Origin of the sequence: Streptomyces sp. NPDC046876 (genome assembly GCF_040645035.1) — a bacterium.
GTDB lineage: Bacteria > Actinomycetota > Actinomycetes > Streptomycetales > Streptomycetaceae > Streptomyces.
The window spans coordinates 13,771-28,309 of the sequence record NZ_JBEYXK010000045.1; the positions used below are offsets into that span (position 1 = coordinate 13,771).

The window sequence follows — 14,539 nt, forward strand, 5'->3', positions numbered from 1 at the left end:
CCCGGGCCGCAGCCATGGACTCCGCCGACGAGCTCGGCAAGCTGCGCGAGCGCTTCGCCCTCCCCGACGGAGTCGTCTACCTCGACGGCAACTCCCTCGGCGCCCTTCCCGTGGGCGTCGCGGAGCGCGTCGCCCAGGTCGTCACCCAGGAGTGGGGCACCGACCTGATCCGCTCCTGGAGCTCCGGCAGCTGGTGGACCGCGCCCGAGCGGATCGGCGACCGGATCGCACCGCTCGTCGGTGCGGCGCCGGGGCAGGTCGTCGTAGGCGACTCGACCAGCGTCAACCTGTTCAAGGCGCTGGTGGGGGGTGCTCGGCTGGCCGCTGGGTCGGCCGGGTCGGCCGGGTCCGCTGGGTCGGCTGCGTCCGCCCGCACCGAGATGCTGGTCGACGCCTCCACCTTTCCGACCGACGGGTACATAGCCGAGTCCGCGGCCCGGATGACCGGTCTGACCGTGGTTCCGGTGGATCCGTCCGAGGCGGCTGCGGTGCTCGCCGCGCGGGGCGAGAGCGTCGCCGTGGTGCTGCTCAACCACGTCGACTACCGCACCGGCCGGCTGCACGACCTGCCCGGCCTCACGCGGGCCGCGCACGCCGCCGGCGCCGTGGTGGTGTGGGACCTGTGCCACTCGGCCGGTGCCCTGCCCGTCGGCCTCGACGAGAACGGCGTCGACCTCGCGGTCGGCTGCACGTACAAGTACCTCAACGGCGGCCCGGGTTCGCCGGCGTACCTCTACATCGCCGAGCGGCACCAGGCGGCCTTCGACTCGCCGCTGCCCGGCTGGAACGGGCACGCGGATCCGTTTGCCATGACCTCCGAGTACACGCCTTCGGTGCAGGGTGCCGTACGGGGCCGGGTCGGCACGCCGGACATCCTGTCCATGCTGGCCTTGGAGGCGGCGCTGGACGCCTGGGACGGGGTCGACGTCGGGGCGGTGCGGGCCAAGTCGCTTGCGCTGACCGACTTCTTCCTGGAGTGCGTGGCCGCGTACGTGCCGGAGGGGAAGGTCGAGTCCGTCACCCCGGTGGAGCACGAGCGGCGGGGGAGTCAGGTCTCGCTGCGGTGCGAGAACGCGCGTGAGGTGATGGACCGGCTGATCGGGGCCGGTGTCATCGGGGACTTCCGTGCTCCGGACGTGCTCCGGTTCGGCTTCACGCCGCTGTACGTCGGCTTCGCCGATGCGGAGCGGGCGGCGCGGACGTTGGGTCACATCTTCGGGTGACGTTCGGGTGACCTACGGGTGGGGCTGTGGCGAAACGTCACGGCTAGGGGCGGGCAGGGTGTGATCCCTGCCCGCCGCCATCCGTTTCCATGCCTGGACTTGTGGTGTGCAAGGGCCCCCAGGGACAGGCGGGTTCCGGCCTGATACGGTCCCGCTCTGCCGGATCACCGGAATACCGGACCACCGGAACACCAGTGCCAGACGTGCCATGCGTTACCGAGAGGTTGAGCCGATGACGGACCCCGCAGTCGAACGGGACGCCGCCGAGGCGGCCTCGGCCTTCTCCCACCCGCCGGTCGCGCCGGATGCGACTGCTGCGTACGGGGATCATCCGGATCATGTGATCGATTTTTATTCGCCTCGGGGTGAGGCGTCTTCTTCGGCTGCCTCTGCTGCTTCTGCTGCTTCCGCGCCGTTGGTGGTGTTGCTCCACGGGGGTGCTTGGCGGGCTCCGTACGACCGGCTGCATGTGTCGCCGTTGGCTGATTTTCTGGCTCGGTGTGGGTTTGCCGTGGCCAGCGTCGAGTATCGGCGGGGGAGTTCGGGGTCGGTGCCTCATCAGGGTGCTGGTGCGGGTGGGCCTGTTGCGGGGCGGTGGCCCGAGACGTTCGATGATGTTGCGGCTGCGATGGATGCATTGCCTGAGCTCGCTGCTTCCGCGGTTCCGGCCGCTGATCCCCGGCGTACCGTGATCACCGGTCATTCGGCCGGTGGGCACCTCGCTCTGTGGGCCGCCGCCCGGCACGTGCTGCCGGCTGGTTCCCCGGCCGGGTGGAAGCTGCCTTCCCCGCCGCTGCTGCGCGGCGTGGTGGCGCTGGCCCCCATCTCGGACTTCGAGGTGGCTGAGGAGCTCGGGGTGTGCGGAGGGGCCTCCGCGCAGCTGCTGGGCGGCGAGGCGCACTGGGCGGAGCGGGTGGCGTACGCGGATCCGGCGGCGTTGGTTCCGACGGGGATCGCGACCACGATCGTGCACGGGCGGGAGGACATCGTCGTGCCGAGTGCGGTGGCCGAGTCGTACGTGGCTGCGGCAGCCAAGGCCGGGGAGACGGTCGGGCTGACGCTGCTCGACGGGGTCGGTCACTTCCCGCTGATCGATCCGGCCGCGGACGCCTGTGCGGTGGTGGCCGAGGAGATCTCGCAGCTGGCTTGGTAGAGGCCGGCTGCGCGGTAGAGGAGCAGTGCGTGCACGAACCGGTCCTCGGTGGTTGGCGGGCAACGCCAGGCCAGGGGCCACGATCCGTCCAGGGCGGGGATGGGGAGGTAGGTCGTGCGGCGGGGGCCTGAGGTGAGGCGGGTGAATCCGGGCGGCCAGACGCGGTAGGCGGCGCTGCCGACCGGGACGAGGAAGTAGACCGGGCGCCGGCCGTTGGCTTGAGTGATGATCGGACCGGGGTCACCGCCTGTGAGCGTCGCTAGGAGATCGGCGAGCTTCCGTCCCATGTCACCGTCCACGCGTACGGCGTCAAATAGCACTCCTGCCTTGCGAATTCCGATGCCGGTGGCCGGAATCCAGCTCGGGGGGCGGGAGTTGGGCGTGCTGGTGGGGTGACTTTCTGTGTTCATGGGTCCAGGGTGGGGGGTGCGGTCTACGGTTTTCTAGGGCTCGGACTCAAGAGTCCGGAACGGTAGAAACTCGGCCTGCGCTGGTAGAGCCTGGTTGAGTCCGGTTGAGTGGGGGTGCACTCCATGGCCAAGGCCGCCAATAAGCAGACGGCGAGTGCGGTAGCTCGTCTGGTTTCCCTGATGGCAAGGGCCTTCAGGGAACGGGAGAAGCTGACCCAGAAGGAGCTGGGCAGCATGCTGGGGTACTCGGCGGCAGCCGTCAGCGCGGTGGAGACATGCGCGCAGCCAGCGAGCGACGAGATGCTGGTTGGGCTGGAGGCAGCGATCGGCGGCGGGCTTGGTTTGTTCGAAGCGGCACGGGACCTGGTGCGGCTGGACAAGTTCCCCGAGCACTTTCAGGACTTCTTCGTTCTCGAACAGCAGGCGCAGATTCTCTACTTGTTCGAGACTCGTGTGATGAACGGATTGTTCCAGACGGAGGACTATGCGCGAGCGCTGTTTGCGGGTGGGTTTCCGGTTCTCTCGGAGCAACGTATCGAGGAGTTGCTGGAAGGGCGCATGGCGCGTAAGGCTCTCTTCGATCGGGACCCCATGCCGCTCATCGAGTTCATCGTCGACGAGTCTGTGCTCATGCGGCCCATCGGAAGTAAGGCCATCATGCGAGCCCAATTCGGGCATCTGGCGCAACTGGCGCGAAGGCGCAACGTCACCGTTCAGGTGCTCCCCCTCGACTGCGGGTTGACGGGTGAGCATGCTGGGACGAGTGGCGGGCTGACGCTGGTCGAGACCCCGCAACAACAGCGCGTCGTGTACATGGAGCAGCAGGACGAAAGTCTGCTGATCAGCGATCCGGGGAAGGTAAACCTCTACTCCCAGCGGTATGCGAAGATCCGGGCGCAGGCCCTGGGGCCACGTGAATCCCTGGCCCTCATCGAGAAGTTGGCGGGAGAGCAGAAGTGAGCGCGAACACCATGCGGTGGATCAAGTCGAGCTACAGCGACTCCAGTGGTGGCAACTGTGTCGAGGTGACGCACAGCTGGCGCAAGTCAAGCTACAGCGATGCCAGCGGTGGCCAGTGCGTCGAGGTAGCCGCCTGCCCGCACGCCGTGCACATCCGGGACTCCAAGGACCTCGGCGGTCCGACCTTTGCGGTGGCCCCCGCGGCCTGGGCTGACTTTGCCGCCTGGGCGGCCCGCTGAGCCGTAGACGCCGGCTCGGCATCAGAGAAGTACCCCCTCCCCCGGGGGCCCGGTCAGTCCGAGTGTCATTCCGGCGCGGCGGCCGGCCTCAAGGGCGCTTCCTCCGGTCGCGTCGCTGCGCGATGGCCTTCGGCCACCCTTGACCCCGACCACCACCCCGGAACGCCACAGACTGTCCGGGCCCCCGGGGGAGGGGGGAGGGACGGGCAGGGCGACAGACCGGCCGTGCCTGGTGTCCGCGCCTCCCTCGCCGTCCGTGCTCGCTCCCGGCGCGTCGAATCGCTACGTGCTGCCCTGGTCGGGCGTCTGCGGGTCAGGGGACGAAGATGCTGCGGTTGCCGTTCGGGTGGTAGGTCTCGCCCGGGATGATCAGCCATTCGATCTGGCCCGTGCACTCGTAGTCGGACCAGACTGCGATGACGGAGTCGGTGTGGTTGGAGACCACCGGTGGGACGAAGTCGCCCAGCGGGTAGCAGCCGCTGGGTGAGTGGTGGGCGGCGCCGTCGATGATCAGGACGCCCTGGGCCGCGTAGGCGGAGCTCGGGGTGGCGAGGGCCAGGGCCGCTGCCGTTGCGCAGACTGCGAGTGCCGTCTTCATGCGACGTACGGTAGGGGATCCGTTACTTCAGGTGGTGGAGGTCTCCGACTGCGGCCAGAAGTTGCATGGGGAGCTCCTTGTCCCACTGGGCGATGGTGAGGCCGAGCCGGCGGCCGTCCGGGAGCGGCCAGGCGTGCAGGGTGGTGGCCTGCCGGCAGAGCTCGTCGAGCGGGGCGGGCGGCTCCTCGCCGTCGAAGCCGGCCTGGAGGTAGGCGAACAGGTCGACGGTGAGGGGGGTGCCCCAGCGGGGGGTGAGGGCTGTGGTCAGGGCCGCGAGGTGGGACTGCATGTCCGCTTCGGCTGCGTGCCAGGCTTGGTAGTCCTCGTCGTCCCAGAAGTCCTGGCTGGTGCGGAGGACGCGTATGGGCTCGTCGTCGGTCGGGGCGGCTTGGGCGAGCAGGGCCTCGATGGATGACAGGTGCTCCTGGAGGGGATCGGCGGTCATGGGGGCAGGGTAGGGGCGGCCGCTGACAGGAGACGCAGCTCACATTTGTGGGTGTCACATTCGGTGGGGCAGGGCCGTCATATGGGCGTAGCCATCGACTGGAGGACACCATGAACGCTCGTTTGAACGTCTTCGGCAGCCCCGTGGCCGGCAAGGCCCTGAAGCACTTCGTGTCGGCGGGCAAGGCCATCTCGGATTCGGCGCTGCCTGCTTCGACGCAGGAGCTCGTGAAGATTCGGGCCAGCCAGATCAACGGATGCGGGTTCTGCCTCGACATGCACACCAAGGACGCTGCCGCCGCCGGGGAGACCTCGGTGCGGCTCCACCTGGTGGCGGCGTGGCGGGAGGCCAACGTCTTCACCGATGCCGAGCGCGCGGCGCTGGAGCTCGCGGAGCAGGGGACGCGGATCGGTGACGGGGCCGGGGTGAGCGATGAGGCGTGGGCGAACGCCGCCAAGCACTACGACGAGGAGCAGCTTGCCGCTCTTGTTTCGCTGATCGCGCTCATCAACGCCTTCAACCGGATCAACGTCCTGGTTCAGCAGCCCGCGGGCGACTACCAGCCCGGGCAGTTCGGCTGATCGGTGGTTGGGTCCCGGGCCGCCGGGCCCGACTAGCGGGCCGCGCGGCAGGCGCCGCTTGCGTCGTTCGCGGAGACGCCGGCCTGCTGGAGGCTCGCGACGCAGCTGGTCTGGTTGCCGATGGAGCCCTGGTAGCAGGCCTGGGCGGCGCCGGACGTGGACTGCTTGCCGTGTGACGCGAGGTACTGCTGGCAGTCCTGGACGCTGGCGGACGCGGCCGGGGCGGCGAAGGCGGCACCGGCGAGGACCAGGGCGGCGAGGATGCTGGGGACCGACGGACGCATGCTGATGCACCTGCTCTCTCGGGCGGTCACGCGATCCGCGAGCGTGCCGGACCGCGGGCGGGGGGCGGCGCGGAGCGGGCACTCCGGGGGTGACCGGCTCGACGCATCGGTCAACCCCCGCTCTTCCGACGCTAGAACACCACACCGGCACCCGCACTCCGGTCCAGGCTCCACGGTCAGGTCATGCGCGCGTAGCGGGCATGCCGCTTTCCAGGAGCTCGACCATGCGGTGCATGACCGGAAGGGGCAGGGCCGGGTTGCACGAGGCGTCTCGGGCGGTCAGGGGGTCGGTCAGGAGGCGCAGCAGTACATCGGGCGGGACGGCCGGGTTGCGGGCCGCCCGGGCCCGGACGCTCCCGGCCGCGTCGTCGAGGAGCCGTAGCGCTGTCGCGGGTGCCAGCCGCGGGTCCTCTGCCACGTCGCGCCGCACCTCCTCGGCTTCGTCCCGGCTGAATGCGTCGAGCAGGGCGGGCGTCGACTCCGGGTCGGAGAGGGCGAGTCGGCGGAGCCGCGGGTTCGGGTCGGCGGCGAAGCGCAGCAGGCCCGCGCGCGGGAAGTTGGGGTGGCTGCGGGGTCGGCCGGGGAAGCCGAGGCTGCCGTCCCACCAGTGCCACACCTCCAGGAGCATGTCGGCGGGCGCGTCGTCGCAGGACTCGGCGAGGAACAGCCGCACGGTCGGGTCCTCGTCCCGGGCGAGCCGTTCGACCACGTCGGCGGGGAGGCGGGGCGCCCGGGCGACGCTGCTGCGGACGAACGGGTGGCTGGAGGCGGCGAGCCGGCGCATGGCCTCGGGGTCGTGGTGGAGGTCGGCGACCCACGGCAGGACGTGGGCGCGGCCGGCACCGGGCTCGATGTCGATCCGGATCACGGCGCGCTGGTCTTCCGTCAGATCGGGGTGGACGGCGACCGTCTCGCGTACCTCCTCGTCCTCGTCCGCGAGGAGGAGGGCGAGCGCGTCCGGGTGGAGCCGCGGGTTCCCGGCGAGCGTGCGCCGTACCTCTACGTCCTCGCCGGTGGCGAGGCGGGCGGCCCAGGCCGCTTCCAGTCGGCAGCCCTGCAGGGCTCGGGTGCGGTCCGCCTCGCCGAGAGCGGCGAAGGTGGCGGGGTCCAGGGGCGCGTCCTGGTGATGGCGCAGGAGCGCGCCGGTCCGGACACGGGGGTCGGGATCGGCGGCGAGGGCGCTGATCAGCGCGGCCTGAATCCCGGGCAGCGCGGCGGCCGCGGCCCGCACATAGGGGGAGGTGTCGGCGGCGAGGGCTCGGTGGCAGTCGGGGGTGAGTCGGACACCGGCCCGGGCCGCGTCCTCGACGAAGAGTTGCCGCCGGGCCGAGCCGGGCTCGTTCAGGAGCAGCCGGCCCCACTGCTCGGGGGCCAGCGCGGGCCGGGCCTCGGCGAGCATGCCGCGCACGGTGCGGTCCGGGTGGTCGACGGCCGCGTCCAGGACGGCCGGGGACAGGTCCCTCCGGAAGAGGAAACCGGGTTCGACGTCAAGTAGGCGGACGAGGAGGTCGTCCGGAGCCGCCGGGTTGAACCCCGGGCTCCAGCAGTGCCGTGCCAGTCCCGTCAGCGTGCCGGTCATGGCTGCTTGGGGTCGTCCAGGACGGCGTCGACTTCTATTTCGACGAGCCAGTCGGGGTCGATGAAGCGGGAGACCTCCACGAACGTGGTGACCGGGCGGATGGCTGCGAACCGTTCGCCGTGGGCCTTGGCTGCTTCCCGCCAGCGGGTCACGTCGGTGAGCATGATGCGGGTTCGGACCACGTCCTGGAGTGAGGCGCCCGCCTGGTTCAGGGCCTCTTCTGCGATGTCCAGGCAGCGGGTCGTCTGGGCGTAGACGTCGCCCACGGCCGTGGTGGTGCCGTCCGCGCCGATGGGGGCCGTGCCGGCGACCGCCACGTGTCGACCCTTGCGGACCGCTCGCGAGAAGCCGATCTGCGGCTCGAGCGGTGAGCCGGAGCTGACTGTTTTTCGGGCATCTTCCATCGCGACATGGTCGCAGAACGCCGCGGGTGTCACATGGGTGAACAGTCGTGGTGGCCTGAATGATCCTTGCTGTGCGTAGTCGGATTGGCTACAATGTGTAACCACCGGACGGACTTGAGTGGGGGGCACACATGACTCGTCCTTGGGAAGCCGACGCATCCGCATCGTTCGCTCGGCGGTTAGGCAAATCCGCGCAGGAGCTGGGCAGCAGCAAGGACGAGGACGAGTGTCCGGAGCTCTGGGAGCTCGACAACGGTGATGTGGTCGTCATCGGGCGGGATCTGACCGAGGCTTATGCGTCCCGGCTGCCGGCGGGGGTCGCCCTTGCGCCGGACGAGCGGTTGGTGGTCATCCCCGGGATCATGTTGCGCTCGGCGAAGCCGGACATTGCGGATGAGTGATCCCGGTCTGCTCTACCTCGGTGGGATGCAGGGCGACCGGCTGGGGCATGCGGAGTACAAGAGAGATTTTCGGACACGTCGTACCGCCTTGCGTGGGCGCGTGTCCTGGAAGTTCGAGCGGCAGCAGGCGTTCGAGGAGAACGACAGCAGTTGGCGGGCCCTCAAACGCGGGCAGTGGGAGGAGTCCGTCCGGCTGCTGGAGAGGGAGCGGGACGGGATCGAGAGGGCCGTTCGGTGTGACCGTGAGCGGGAGAGTCCGTTCCGCCGGGTGCGGGTGGTGGAGTGGCCGCTCAGTGCCTACGTGCAGTGGGAGCTCCACGCCTTCCGGGTGCAGGCCCGGGCGGGCAAGGAGATCCGGATCGTCGATGCGGACCGGGTGAGGGCGCTCGAAGCGGCCGGTCCTCTGCCCGAGGTGGTGGTGTTGGGCGGGCAGGTCCTCTACCGGGTGCTCTACACCGAGGCCGGGGTGCCGGACGGCGCCGTGCGGTACCGGGATCCGGAGCTGATCGCGCGGTGGGAGGGCTTCATCCGGGAGCTGTACGGCGAGGGCGAGGACGTGCTGCCCTACTTCGAGCGGCGGGTGGCGCCCCTGCCTCCTCCCGATGTCGGCAACGCCGTGTCCGGGGGGTCCGCCCGGGACCTGGTGCAGGCCGGGTCCATCAGCGGTGGCGTGCACTTCCACGGTGCTTCTGTGGAGAAGGCCTCCTCCCGGGTGCGGCCGCGGCAACTGCCGGGAAGCGTCAGGGGGTTCGTCAATCGGGTCCAGGAGTTGCGGCGGCTCGACGGGATGGCGAGCGGGGCCGTCTGCGTCATCGCCGGGACCGCCGGAGCCGGGAAGACCTCGCTCGCGCTGCATTGGGCGCATCGGGTCCAAGGCGATTTCCCCGACGGGCAGTTGTATGTGAACTTGCGCGGGTATGACCCTGGTGAGCCCGTGTCCGCGCAGGAGGCGCTGCAGCGGTTCCTGGCGGCGCTCGGGGTGCCTGCCGGGGCGGTGCCGGCGGATACCGATGCCGCGGCTGCCCTGTACCGGTCGATGCTGGCCGATCACCGGGTGCTGGTGGTGCTGGACAACGCGGCTTCGGTGGCTCAGGTGCGGCCCTTGTTGCCCGGCAGCCCCGGGTCGTTGGTGGTGGTGACCAGCCGGGGCCGGTTGTCCGGGCTGGCCGTGAGGGACGGTGCGGAGCGGATCACGCTCGGGGTGCTGCCCGAGGCCGAGGCGGTGCAGCTGCTGCGGAGCGTGACCGCGGGGTACCGGGCCGAGGACGACGAGGAGAAGCTGCTGGCCCTGGCCCGGTTGTGTGCGCGGCTGCCGTTGGCGCTCCGGATCGCGGCCGAGCGTGCGGCCAGCCATCCGCACATGGAGCTCGATGAGCTGATCGGTGATCTGAGGGACGAGTCGGCGTTGTGGGACGCGTTGAGTACGGGTGACGAGCAGGATGCCGAGGCCGTGCGGTCGGTGTTCGCCTGGTCGTATCGGGCGCTGGCCGTGGATGCGGCCCGGATGTTCCGGCTGCTGGGGATGCATCCGGGGCCGGAGTTCGGGCCCGGGGCGGTTGCTGCGCTCGCGGGTGTCGGTGCGAGGAGGGGCAGACAGCTCCTGGACGTGCTCGTGGGGGCGCATCTGCTGGAGCAGACGGCTCCTGAGCGGTTCGAGTTCCATGACCTGCTGCGGGCCTACGCGATGGACCAGTCGCGGCTGGAGGAGACGGCCGCCGGGCGGGCCGCGGCGCTGGAGCGGGTGCTCGACTGGTACCTGCACACGGCTGATGCGGCGCGGAAGTGGATTTCGCCGACCTCCCGGCCGCCCGAGCTGGGGGCTCCTGCGGAAGGCGTCGAGCCGCTGTCGTTCGGGGACTACGACCGGGCCGTGGACTGGGCCGAGCGGGAGCACGCCAATCTGGGCGCGGCCGTGCGGGCCGCCGAGAAGGCGGGGCTCGACCGGCACGCCTGGCACCTGGCGGCGCTGTTCCGGAGTGCGCAGGCTCCGTCCGCGCCGGTCGGGGACTGGGTCGCAGCCGGTGAGATCGGGCTGCGGGCCGTGCGGCGGCTGGGCGAGCAGGAAGGTGAGGCTGCGTTGCTGGAGAGCCTCGGCTTCGCCTACCGCAGGCTGAACCGGCTCACCGACAGCATGGACCTGCACCGGGAGTCACTGCGGATCCGGCAGGCGCTCGGAGCGCGCAGGGGAGAGGCTTCGGCCCTCAACGCGCTGGGTCTGGTGCTGCTGCAGAGGCGGCAGCTGGACGAGGCCGAGGAGCGGTTCGAGCAGGTCATCGAGATTTCGCGCGAGTTGGGCGAGGAGCACGGGGAAGCAGTGGCCTGGGGGAACCTCGCCACCGTGCACCTGGAGGCGGGCCGGCTGGCCGAGGCCGAGCGGGGCATCGGGCTGGCGCTCGGCGTGCACCGGCGCCGGGGCAGCAAGCGCAGTGCGGGCAATGTGCTGCAGCTGCAGAGCACGCTGCACCTGGAGCGTGGCGAGGTGACGCGGGCCAGGGAGGTCGCGCAGGAGGCGATGGACATCGCGTGGGAGCTGCGCGATGCGGTGCTGGAGGGGTACTGGCTGCTGGCCCTCGGGGCGGCGCAGCACGCGCAGGAGGAGCTGGCGCAGGCCCTGGAGTCGTACCAGCGGTCCGCCGTGATCCAGCGGAGGCTGGGCGACCGCAGCCGGGAGGCGCGCGCCTGGCAGGGTGCCGGCAGCGTCTACCGGAGCCTCGGCCGCCGCGCCGAGGCCGCGGGCTTCCACCGCCGGGCGGCGGCGGTGCACCGGGAGCTCGGGGACGGCTGGCAGCAGGCCCGGGCCCTGGACGGCCTGGCCGCGGCGCTGTCGCCGGAGGATGCCGAGCAGGCCCGGGAGCACTGGCGGGATGCGGCGCGGCTGCTCGGCTCGTACGACGATGCCCGGGCCGTCGGGCTGAGGGAGCGCATCGAGCAGCGGCTGGCCGGCGGCTGAGCCGGCCGGACCCGTCCCGCGGGCTGCCGCGGGACGGGTCCCTCCGGCTGTCAGACCAGGTCGGTCGTGGCGGCGAGGCGGGCGGCGAACTTCGCGAGGCGCTCGCCCTGGTAGCGGGCCGCGGCCAGGGTCTCCTCGGTCACCTCACCGCTGCTGCCGGGGTGGGAGGTGCCGTACGGGTTGCCGCCGGCGCTGAAGATCGCCGGGTTGGTGAAGCCGGGGGCGACGATGACCGAGCCCCAGTGGTGGAAGGTGTTGTAGAGGGCGAGCAGCGTGGACTCGTTGCCGCCGTGGGCGTTGTGCGCGCTGGTGAAACCGGTGGCCGGCTTGTCGGCGAGGGCGCCCTTCTGCCACAGCCCGCCGGTGGTGTCGAGGAACTGCTTCAGCTGGCCCGCGATGTTGCCGTAGCGGGTCGGCGAGCCGATCGCGTAGGCGTTGGCCCAGGTCAGGTCGTCGAGCGTGGCGACCTCGACGTCCTTGGTGGCCTCGACGTGCTCGCGCCAGGCGGGGTTGGAGTCGATGGCGGCATCGGGGGCGAGCTCGGGGACCCGGCGCAGGCGGACCTCCGCGCCCGCCTTCTCGGCGCCCTCGGCGACCGCGCTCGCGAGCGCGTGGACGTTGCCGGTGGCGGAGTAGTAGATGACGGCGACCTTGGCGCTCATGGCGGACCCTCCGGTAAGTGGATTGCTATCCGGTTCGATGGTTGAAAGTTAACCGGATAGGAATCCGTTTTGCAAGGGTGTCCGGTAGCCTCGTTCCATGAGCCGCATCGAACTCCCCGTCGCGGGCCAGGCTCCGCCCGAGCGGGCGGACGCCGCGCGCAACCGGCGCAAGATCCTGGACGCGGCGGCGCAACTGGTCGCCGAGCACGGCCCGGACGCCGTCAGCATGAACGCCGTCGCGCATGCCGCGGGGATGGGCGTCGGCACCGTCTACCGGCGGTTCGGCACGGTCAGCCGGCTGCTGTACGCGCTGCTCGACGACGACGAGAAGCGGTTCCAGCAGGCCTTCCTCAGCGGGCCGCCGCCGCTGGGGCCCGAGGCGCCGCCCGAGGAGCGGCTGCGGGCGTTCCTGCACACGCAGGCCGAGCGGCTGGTCGAGCACCGCGCCGTGATGGCGGCCGCCGAGGCCGCCTCACCGGGCGCCCGCTACGACAGCGGCGCTTACCTCACCATGCACACGCACGTCACGATGCTGGTGCGGCAGACCCGGCCGCAGGCGGACGCGGCGGTCCTCGCCCACCTGCTGCTCGCCCCGTTCGCCCCCAGCCTCTTCGAGCACCTCACCGTGGACCGCGGGGTCTCGACCGACCGCATCAAGGGCGCCGTCGACGCCCTGCTCGGCATGCACGACTGACGGCTGCGACGAGGGGGATCCGGATGGCCAGGTGGGGACTGCTCGTGGAGCAGAACCTCGGCTTCGGCGGCGAGCACCGCATGTGGTCGGTGGGCGTACTGGGCCACGTGGAGGGGACGCGCGAGGAGGCCCTCGCCGAGCTCGGCCGACGGGCGCAGACCTTCGCGCCGGTCCACCCGCGGACCGTGCGCCGCCGGGTGGTCTACCGGACGGACGACGGATTCCTCGCGGTCCTCGAGGGGGCCTGGCAGGTCTTCCACTGCCGGTTCTCGGTGGCCGAGCAGGTCCACGACAGCGCGCCGCCGCCCGAGCCGAAGCCGCAGCGGGCGGCGAAGGCCGCACCGGAGCCCGCCCGGGGGCTGCGGCCGGTGATCGTGCCGCGGCGTCCGGTCGCGCCGGACGGGCCCGCGGAGGCGGATGAGGAGTGGGACGCGGGCGTCCCGGACACCCCGTCCTGGCTCGGGCGGGGCGACCTGCAGTGAGCCGAAAGGGGCGGTGCGCCGCAGCGCACCGCCCCTTTCGCGGATGTTCCGGCTCGTCCTACAGGAACGAGTTGATCTCGATCGTCTCGTCGCGGCCCGGGCCGACGCCGATGGCGGAGATCGGGGCGCCCGACATCTCCTCGAGGGCCTTCACGTACGCCTGGGCGTTCTTCGGGAGGTCCGAGAACGACTTGGCCTTGGTGATGTCCTCGGACCAGCCGGGCAGGTTCTCGTAGATCGGCTTCGCGTGGTGGAAGTCCGACTGCGAGTACGGCAGCTCCTCGACGCGCTTGCCGTCGATCTCGTACGCGACGCAGACCGGGATCTGCTCCCAGCCGGTCAGCACGTCCAGCTTGGTCAGGAAGAAGTCCGTCAGGCCGTTCACGCGGGTGGCGTAGCGGGCGATCGGGGCGTCGAACCAGCCGCAGCGGCGGTCGCGGCCGGTGGTCACGCCGCGCTCGCCGCCGATGCGGCGCAGGTCCTCGCCGTCCTGGTCGAACAGCTCGGTCGGGAACGGGCCGGCACCGACGCGGGTGGTGTAGGCCTTCAGGATGCCGATGACACGGCTGATCTTGGTCGGGCCGACGCCGGTACCGGTGCAGGCGCCGCCCGCGGTCGGGTTCGACGAGGTCACGAAGGGGTACGTGCCGTGGTCGACGTCGAGCAGGGTGCCCTGGCCGCCCTCGAACAGCACGACCTTGTCCTCGTCCAGCGCGTTGTTGAGGATCAGCGTGGTGTCGGCGACGTACGGCTTGATCTGCTCCGCGTACTGGAGCATCTCCTCGACGATCTGCGCGGCGTCGATCGCGCGGCGGTTGTACAGCTTCGCGAGGAGCTGGTTCTTGCCCTCGAGGGCCGCCTCGACCTTCTGGGTCAGGATCGACTCGTCGTACAGGTCCTGGACGCGGATGCCGATGCGGTTGATCTTGTCGGCGTACGTCGGGCCGATGCCGCGGCCGGTGGTGCCGATCTTGCGCTTGCCGAGGAAGCGCTCGCCGACCTTGTCGAGGGTGACGTTGTACGGCGTGATCAGGTGGGCGTTGCCGCTGATCAGCAGCTTGGAGGTGTCGATGCCGCGCTCGTTGAGCCCGCGCAGCTCGGAGAGGAGTACGGACGGGTCGACGACGACGCCGTTGCCGATGACCGGGGTGCATCCGGGGGAGAGGATGCCGGAGGGGAGAAGGTGCAGCGCGTACTTCTGGTCGCCTACGACGACCGTGTGGCCGGCGTTGTTGCCGCCCTGGTAGCGCACCACGTAGTCAACGGATCCACCGAGCAGGTCGGTGGCCTTTCCCTTGCCCTCGTCACCCCACTGAGCTCCGAGCAGCACAAGAGCGGGCACAGGCGTACACCTCTTCCGGATGGGGCATGTCCTGGGTCAGGGGGCGTACGACGATGTACACCGCAGGCTGAGCCGTCGGACCGGTACCCCGGAATAGACGAAGGCCCTGGCGCAATAGCGCAAGGGCCTCTT

The 14,539-nt window shown here is 70.8% G+C and carries 16 protein-coding genes; 9 read left to right on the plus strand and 7 right to left on the minus strand.

The features are described 5' to 3' along the window. Positions 1–14: 14 nt before the first annotated feature. The 4 genes from kynU (at position 15) to ABZ924_RS22715 (ending at position 3,985) form a co-directional block, all read left to right on the plus strand. Complete coding sequence (gene kynU, locus ABZ924_RS22700; protein WP_361912626.1) at positions 15–1,223, plus strand: kynureninase; 1,209 nt, start codon at positions 15–17, stop codon at positions 1,221–1,223. A 232-nt stretch (positions 1,224–1,455) separates the two neighbouring features. Further along, on the plus strand, positions 1,456–2,376 hold the full coding sequence (locus ABZ924_RS22705; protein WP_361912629.1) for an alpha/beta hydrolase: 921 nt from the start codon (positions 1,456–1,458) through the stop codon (positions 2,374–2,376). Positions 2,377–2,909: 533 nt separating this feature from the next. Beyond that, a complete protein-coding gene (locus ABZ924_RS22710; RefSeq protein ID WP_361912632.1) occupies positions 2,910–3,746 on the plus strand; it encodes a helix-turn-helix transcriptional regulator in 837 nt (278 codons plus the stop codon). 11 nt (positions 3,747–3,757) lie between these two features. Beyond that, positions 3,758–3,985, plus strand: a complete 228-nt coding sequence (locus tag ABZ924_RS22715; protein WP_361912733.1) for a DUF397 domain-containing protein — start codon at positions 3,758–3,760, stop codon at positions 3,983–3,985. Between the two features lie 313 nt (positions 3,986–4,298). Here ABZ924_RS22715 and ABZ924_RS22720 read toward each other — a convergent pair whose 3' ends face one another. Both ABZ924_RS22720 and ABZ924_RS22725 read right to left on the minus strand, forming a co-directional pair. Then, entirely contained in the window at positions 4,299–4,583 is a 285-nt protein-coding gene (locus tag ABZ924_RS22720) for a hypothetical protein (protein ID WP_361912635.1), read from the minus strand. Positions 4,584–4,605: 22 nt separating this feature from the next. After that, positions 4,606–5,028 (minus strand): hypothetical protein, encoded by a 423-nt coding sequence (locus ABZ924_RS22725; RefSeq protein ID WP_361912638.1) that lies wholly within the window; start codon positions 5,026–5,028, stop codon positions 4,606–4,608. Between the two features lie 110 nt (positions 5,029–5,138). Here ABZ924_RS22725 and ABZ924_RS22730 point away from each other — a divergent pair, with 110 nt between their 5' ends. Beyond that, entirely contained in the window at positions 5,139–5,609 is a 471-nt protein-coding gene (locus tag ABZ924_RS22730; RefSeq protein ID WP_361912641.1) for a carboxymuconolactone decarboxylase family protein, read from the plus strand. Positions 5,610–5,641: 32 nt separating this feature from the next. On the opposite strand, the gene ABZ924_RS22735 is transcribed toward ABZ924_RS22730, so the two are convergent. The 3 genes from ABZ924_RS22735 to ABZ924_RS22745 all read right to left on the minus strand — a co-directional run bounded on the left by ABZ924_RS22735 (position 5,642) and on the right by ABZ924_RS22745 (position 7,876). Next, positions 5,642–5,893 carry a hypothetical protein gene (locus ABZ924_RS22735; RefSeq protein WP_361912643.1) on the minus strand — a complete coding sequence of 84 codons (252 nt, stop codon included), beginning with the start codon at positions 5,891–5,893 and terminating at the stop codon, positions 5,642–5,644. A 181-nt stretch (positions 5,894–6,074) separates the two neighbouring features. Next, complete coding sequence (locus ABZ924_RS22740) at positions 6,075–7,472, minus strand: PE-PGRS family protein (protein ID WP_361912645.1); 1,398 nt, start codon at positions 7,470–7,472, stop codon at positions 6,075–6,077. Continuing rightward, a complete protein-coding gene (locus ABZ924_RS22745; protein ID WP_361912648.1) occupies positions 7,469–7,876 on the minus strand; it encodes a RidA family protein in 408 nt (135 codons plus the stop codon). Before ABZ924_RS22745 ends, ABZ924_RS22740 begins: the two co-directional genes overlap by 4 nt. Before the next feature lie 131 nt (positions 7,877–8,007). Here ABZ924_RS22745 and ABZ924_RS22750 point away from each other — a divergent pair, with 131 nt between their 5' ends. After that, the gene (locus ABZ924_RS22750) at positions 8,008–8,277 is read left to right on the plus strand and encodes a hypothetical protein (RefSeq protein ID WP_361912651.1); all 270 of its coding nucleotides are present in this window, start codon (positions 8,008–8,010) and stop codon (positions 8,275–8,277) included. 100 nt (positions 8,278–8,377) lie between these two features. Next, the gene (locus tag ABZ924_RS22755; RefSeq protein WP_361912654.1) at positions 8,378–11,227 is read left to right on the plus strand and encodes a DUF6879 family protein; all 2,850 of its coding nucleotides are present in this window, start codon (positions 8,378–8,380) and stop codon (positions 11,225–11,227) included. Positions 11,228–11,277: 50 nt separating this feature from the next. Here the strand turns inward: ABZ924_RS22755 and wrbA are convergent, their stop codons facing one another. Continuing rightward, the gene (gene wrbA, locus ABZ924_RS22760) at positions 11,278–11,889 is read right to left on the minus strand and encodes an NAD(P)H:quinone oxidoreductase (RefSeq protein WP_361912657.1); all 612 of its coding nucleotides are present in this window, start codon (positions 11,887–11,889) and stop codon (positions 11,278–11,280) included. 97 nt (positions 11,890–11,986) lie between these two features. On the opposite strand from wrbA, the gene ABZ924_RS22765 reads away from it, so the two are divergent. Both ABZ924_RS22765 and ABZ924_RS22770 read left to right on the plus strand, forming a co-directional pair. Then, the gene (locus tag ABZ924_RS22765) at positions 11,987–12,583 is read left to right on the plus strand and encodes a helix-turn-helix domain-containing protein (protein WP_361912660.1); all 597 of its coding nucleotides are present in this window, start codon (positions 11,987–11,989) and stop codon (positions 12,581–12,583) included. A 23-nt stretch (positions 12,584–12,606) separates the two neighbouring features. Further along, positions 12,607–13,065 carry a hypothetical protein gene (locus ABZ924_RS22770; RefSeq protein WP_361912663.1) on the plus strand — a complete coding sequence of 153 codons (459 nt, stop codon included), beginning with the start codon at positions 12,607–12,609 and terminating at the stop codon, positions 13,063–13,065. 58 nt (positions 13,066–13,123) lie between these two features. Here the strand turns inward: ABZ924_RS22770 and ABZ924_RS22775 are convergent, their stop codons facing one another. Continuing rightward, positions 13,124–14,407 (minus strand): adenylosuccinate synthase, encoded by a 1,284-nt coding sequence (locus ABZ924_RS22775; protein WP_361912666.1) that lies wholly within the window; start codon positions 14,405–14,407, stop codon positions 13,124–13,126. Positions 14,408–14,539: the final 132 nt, after the last annotated feature.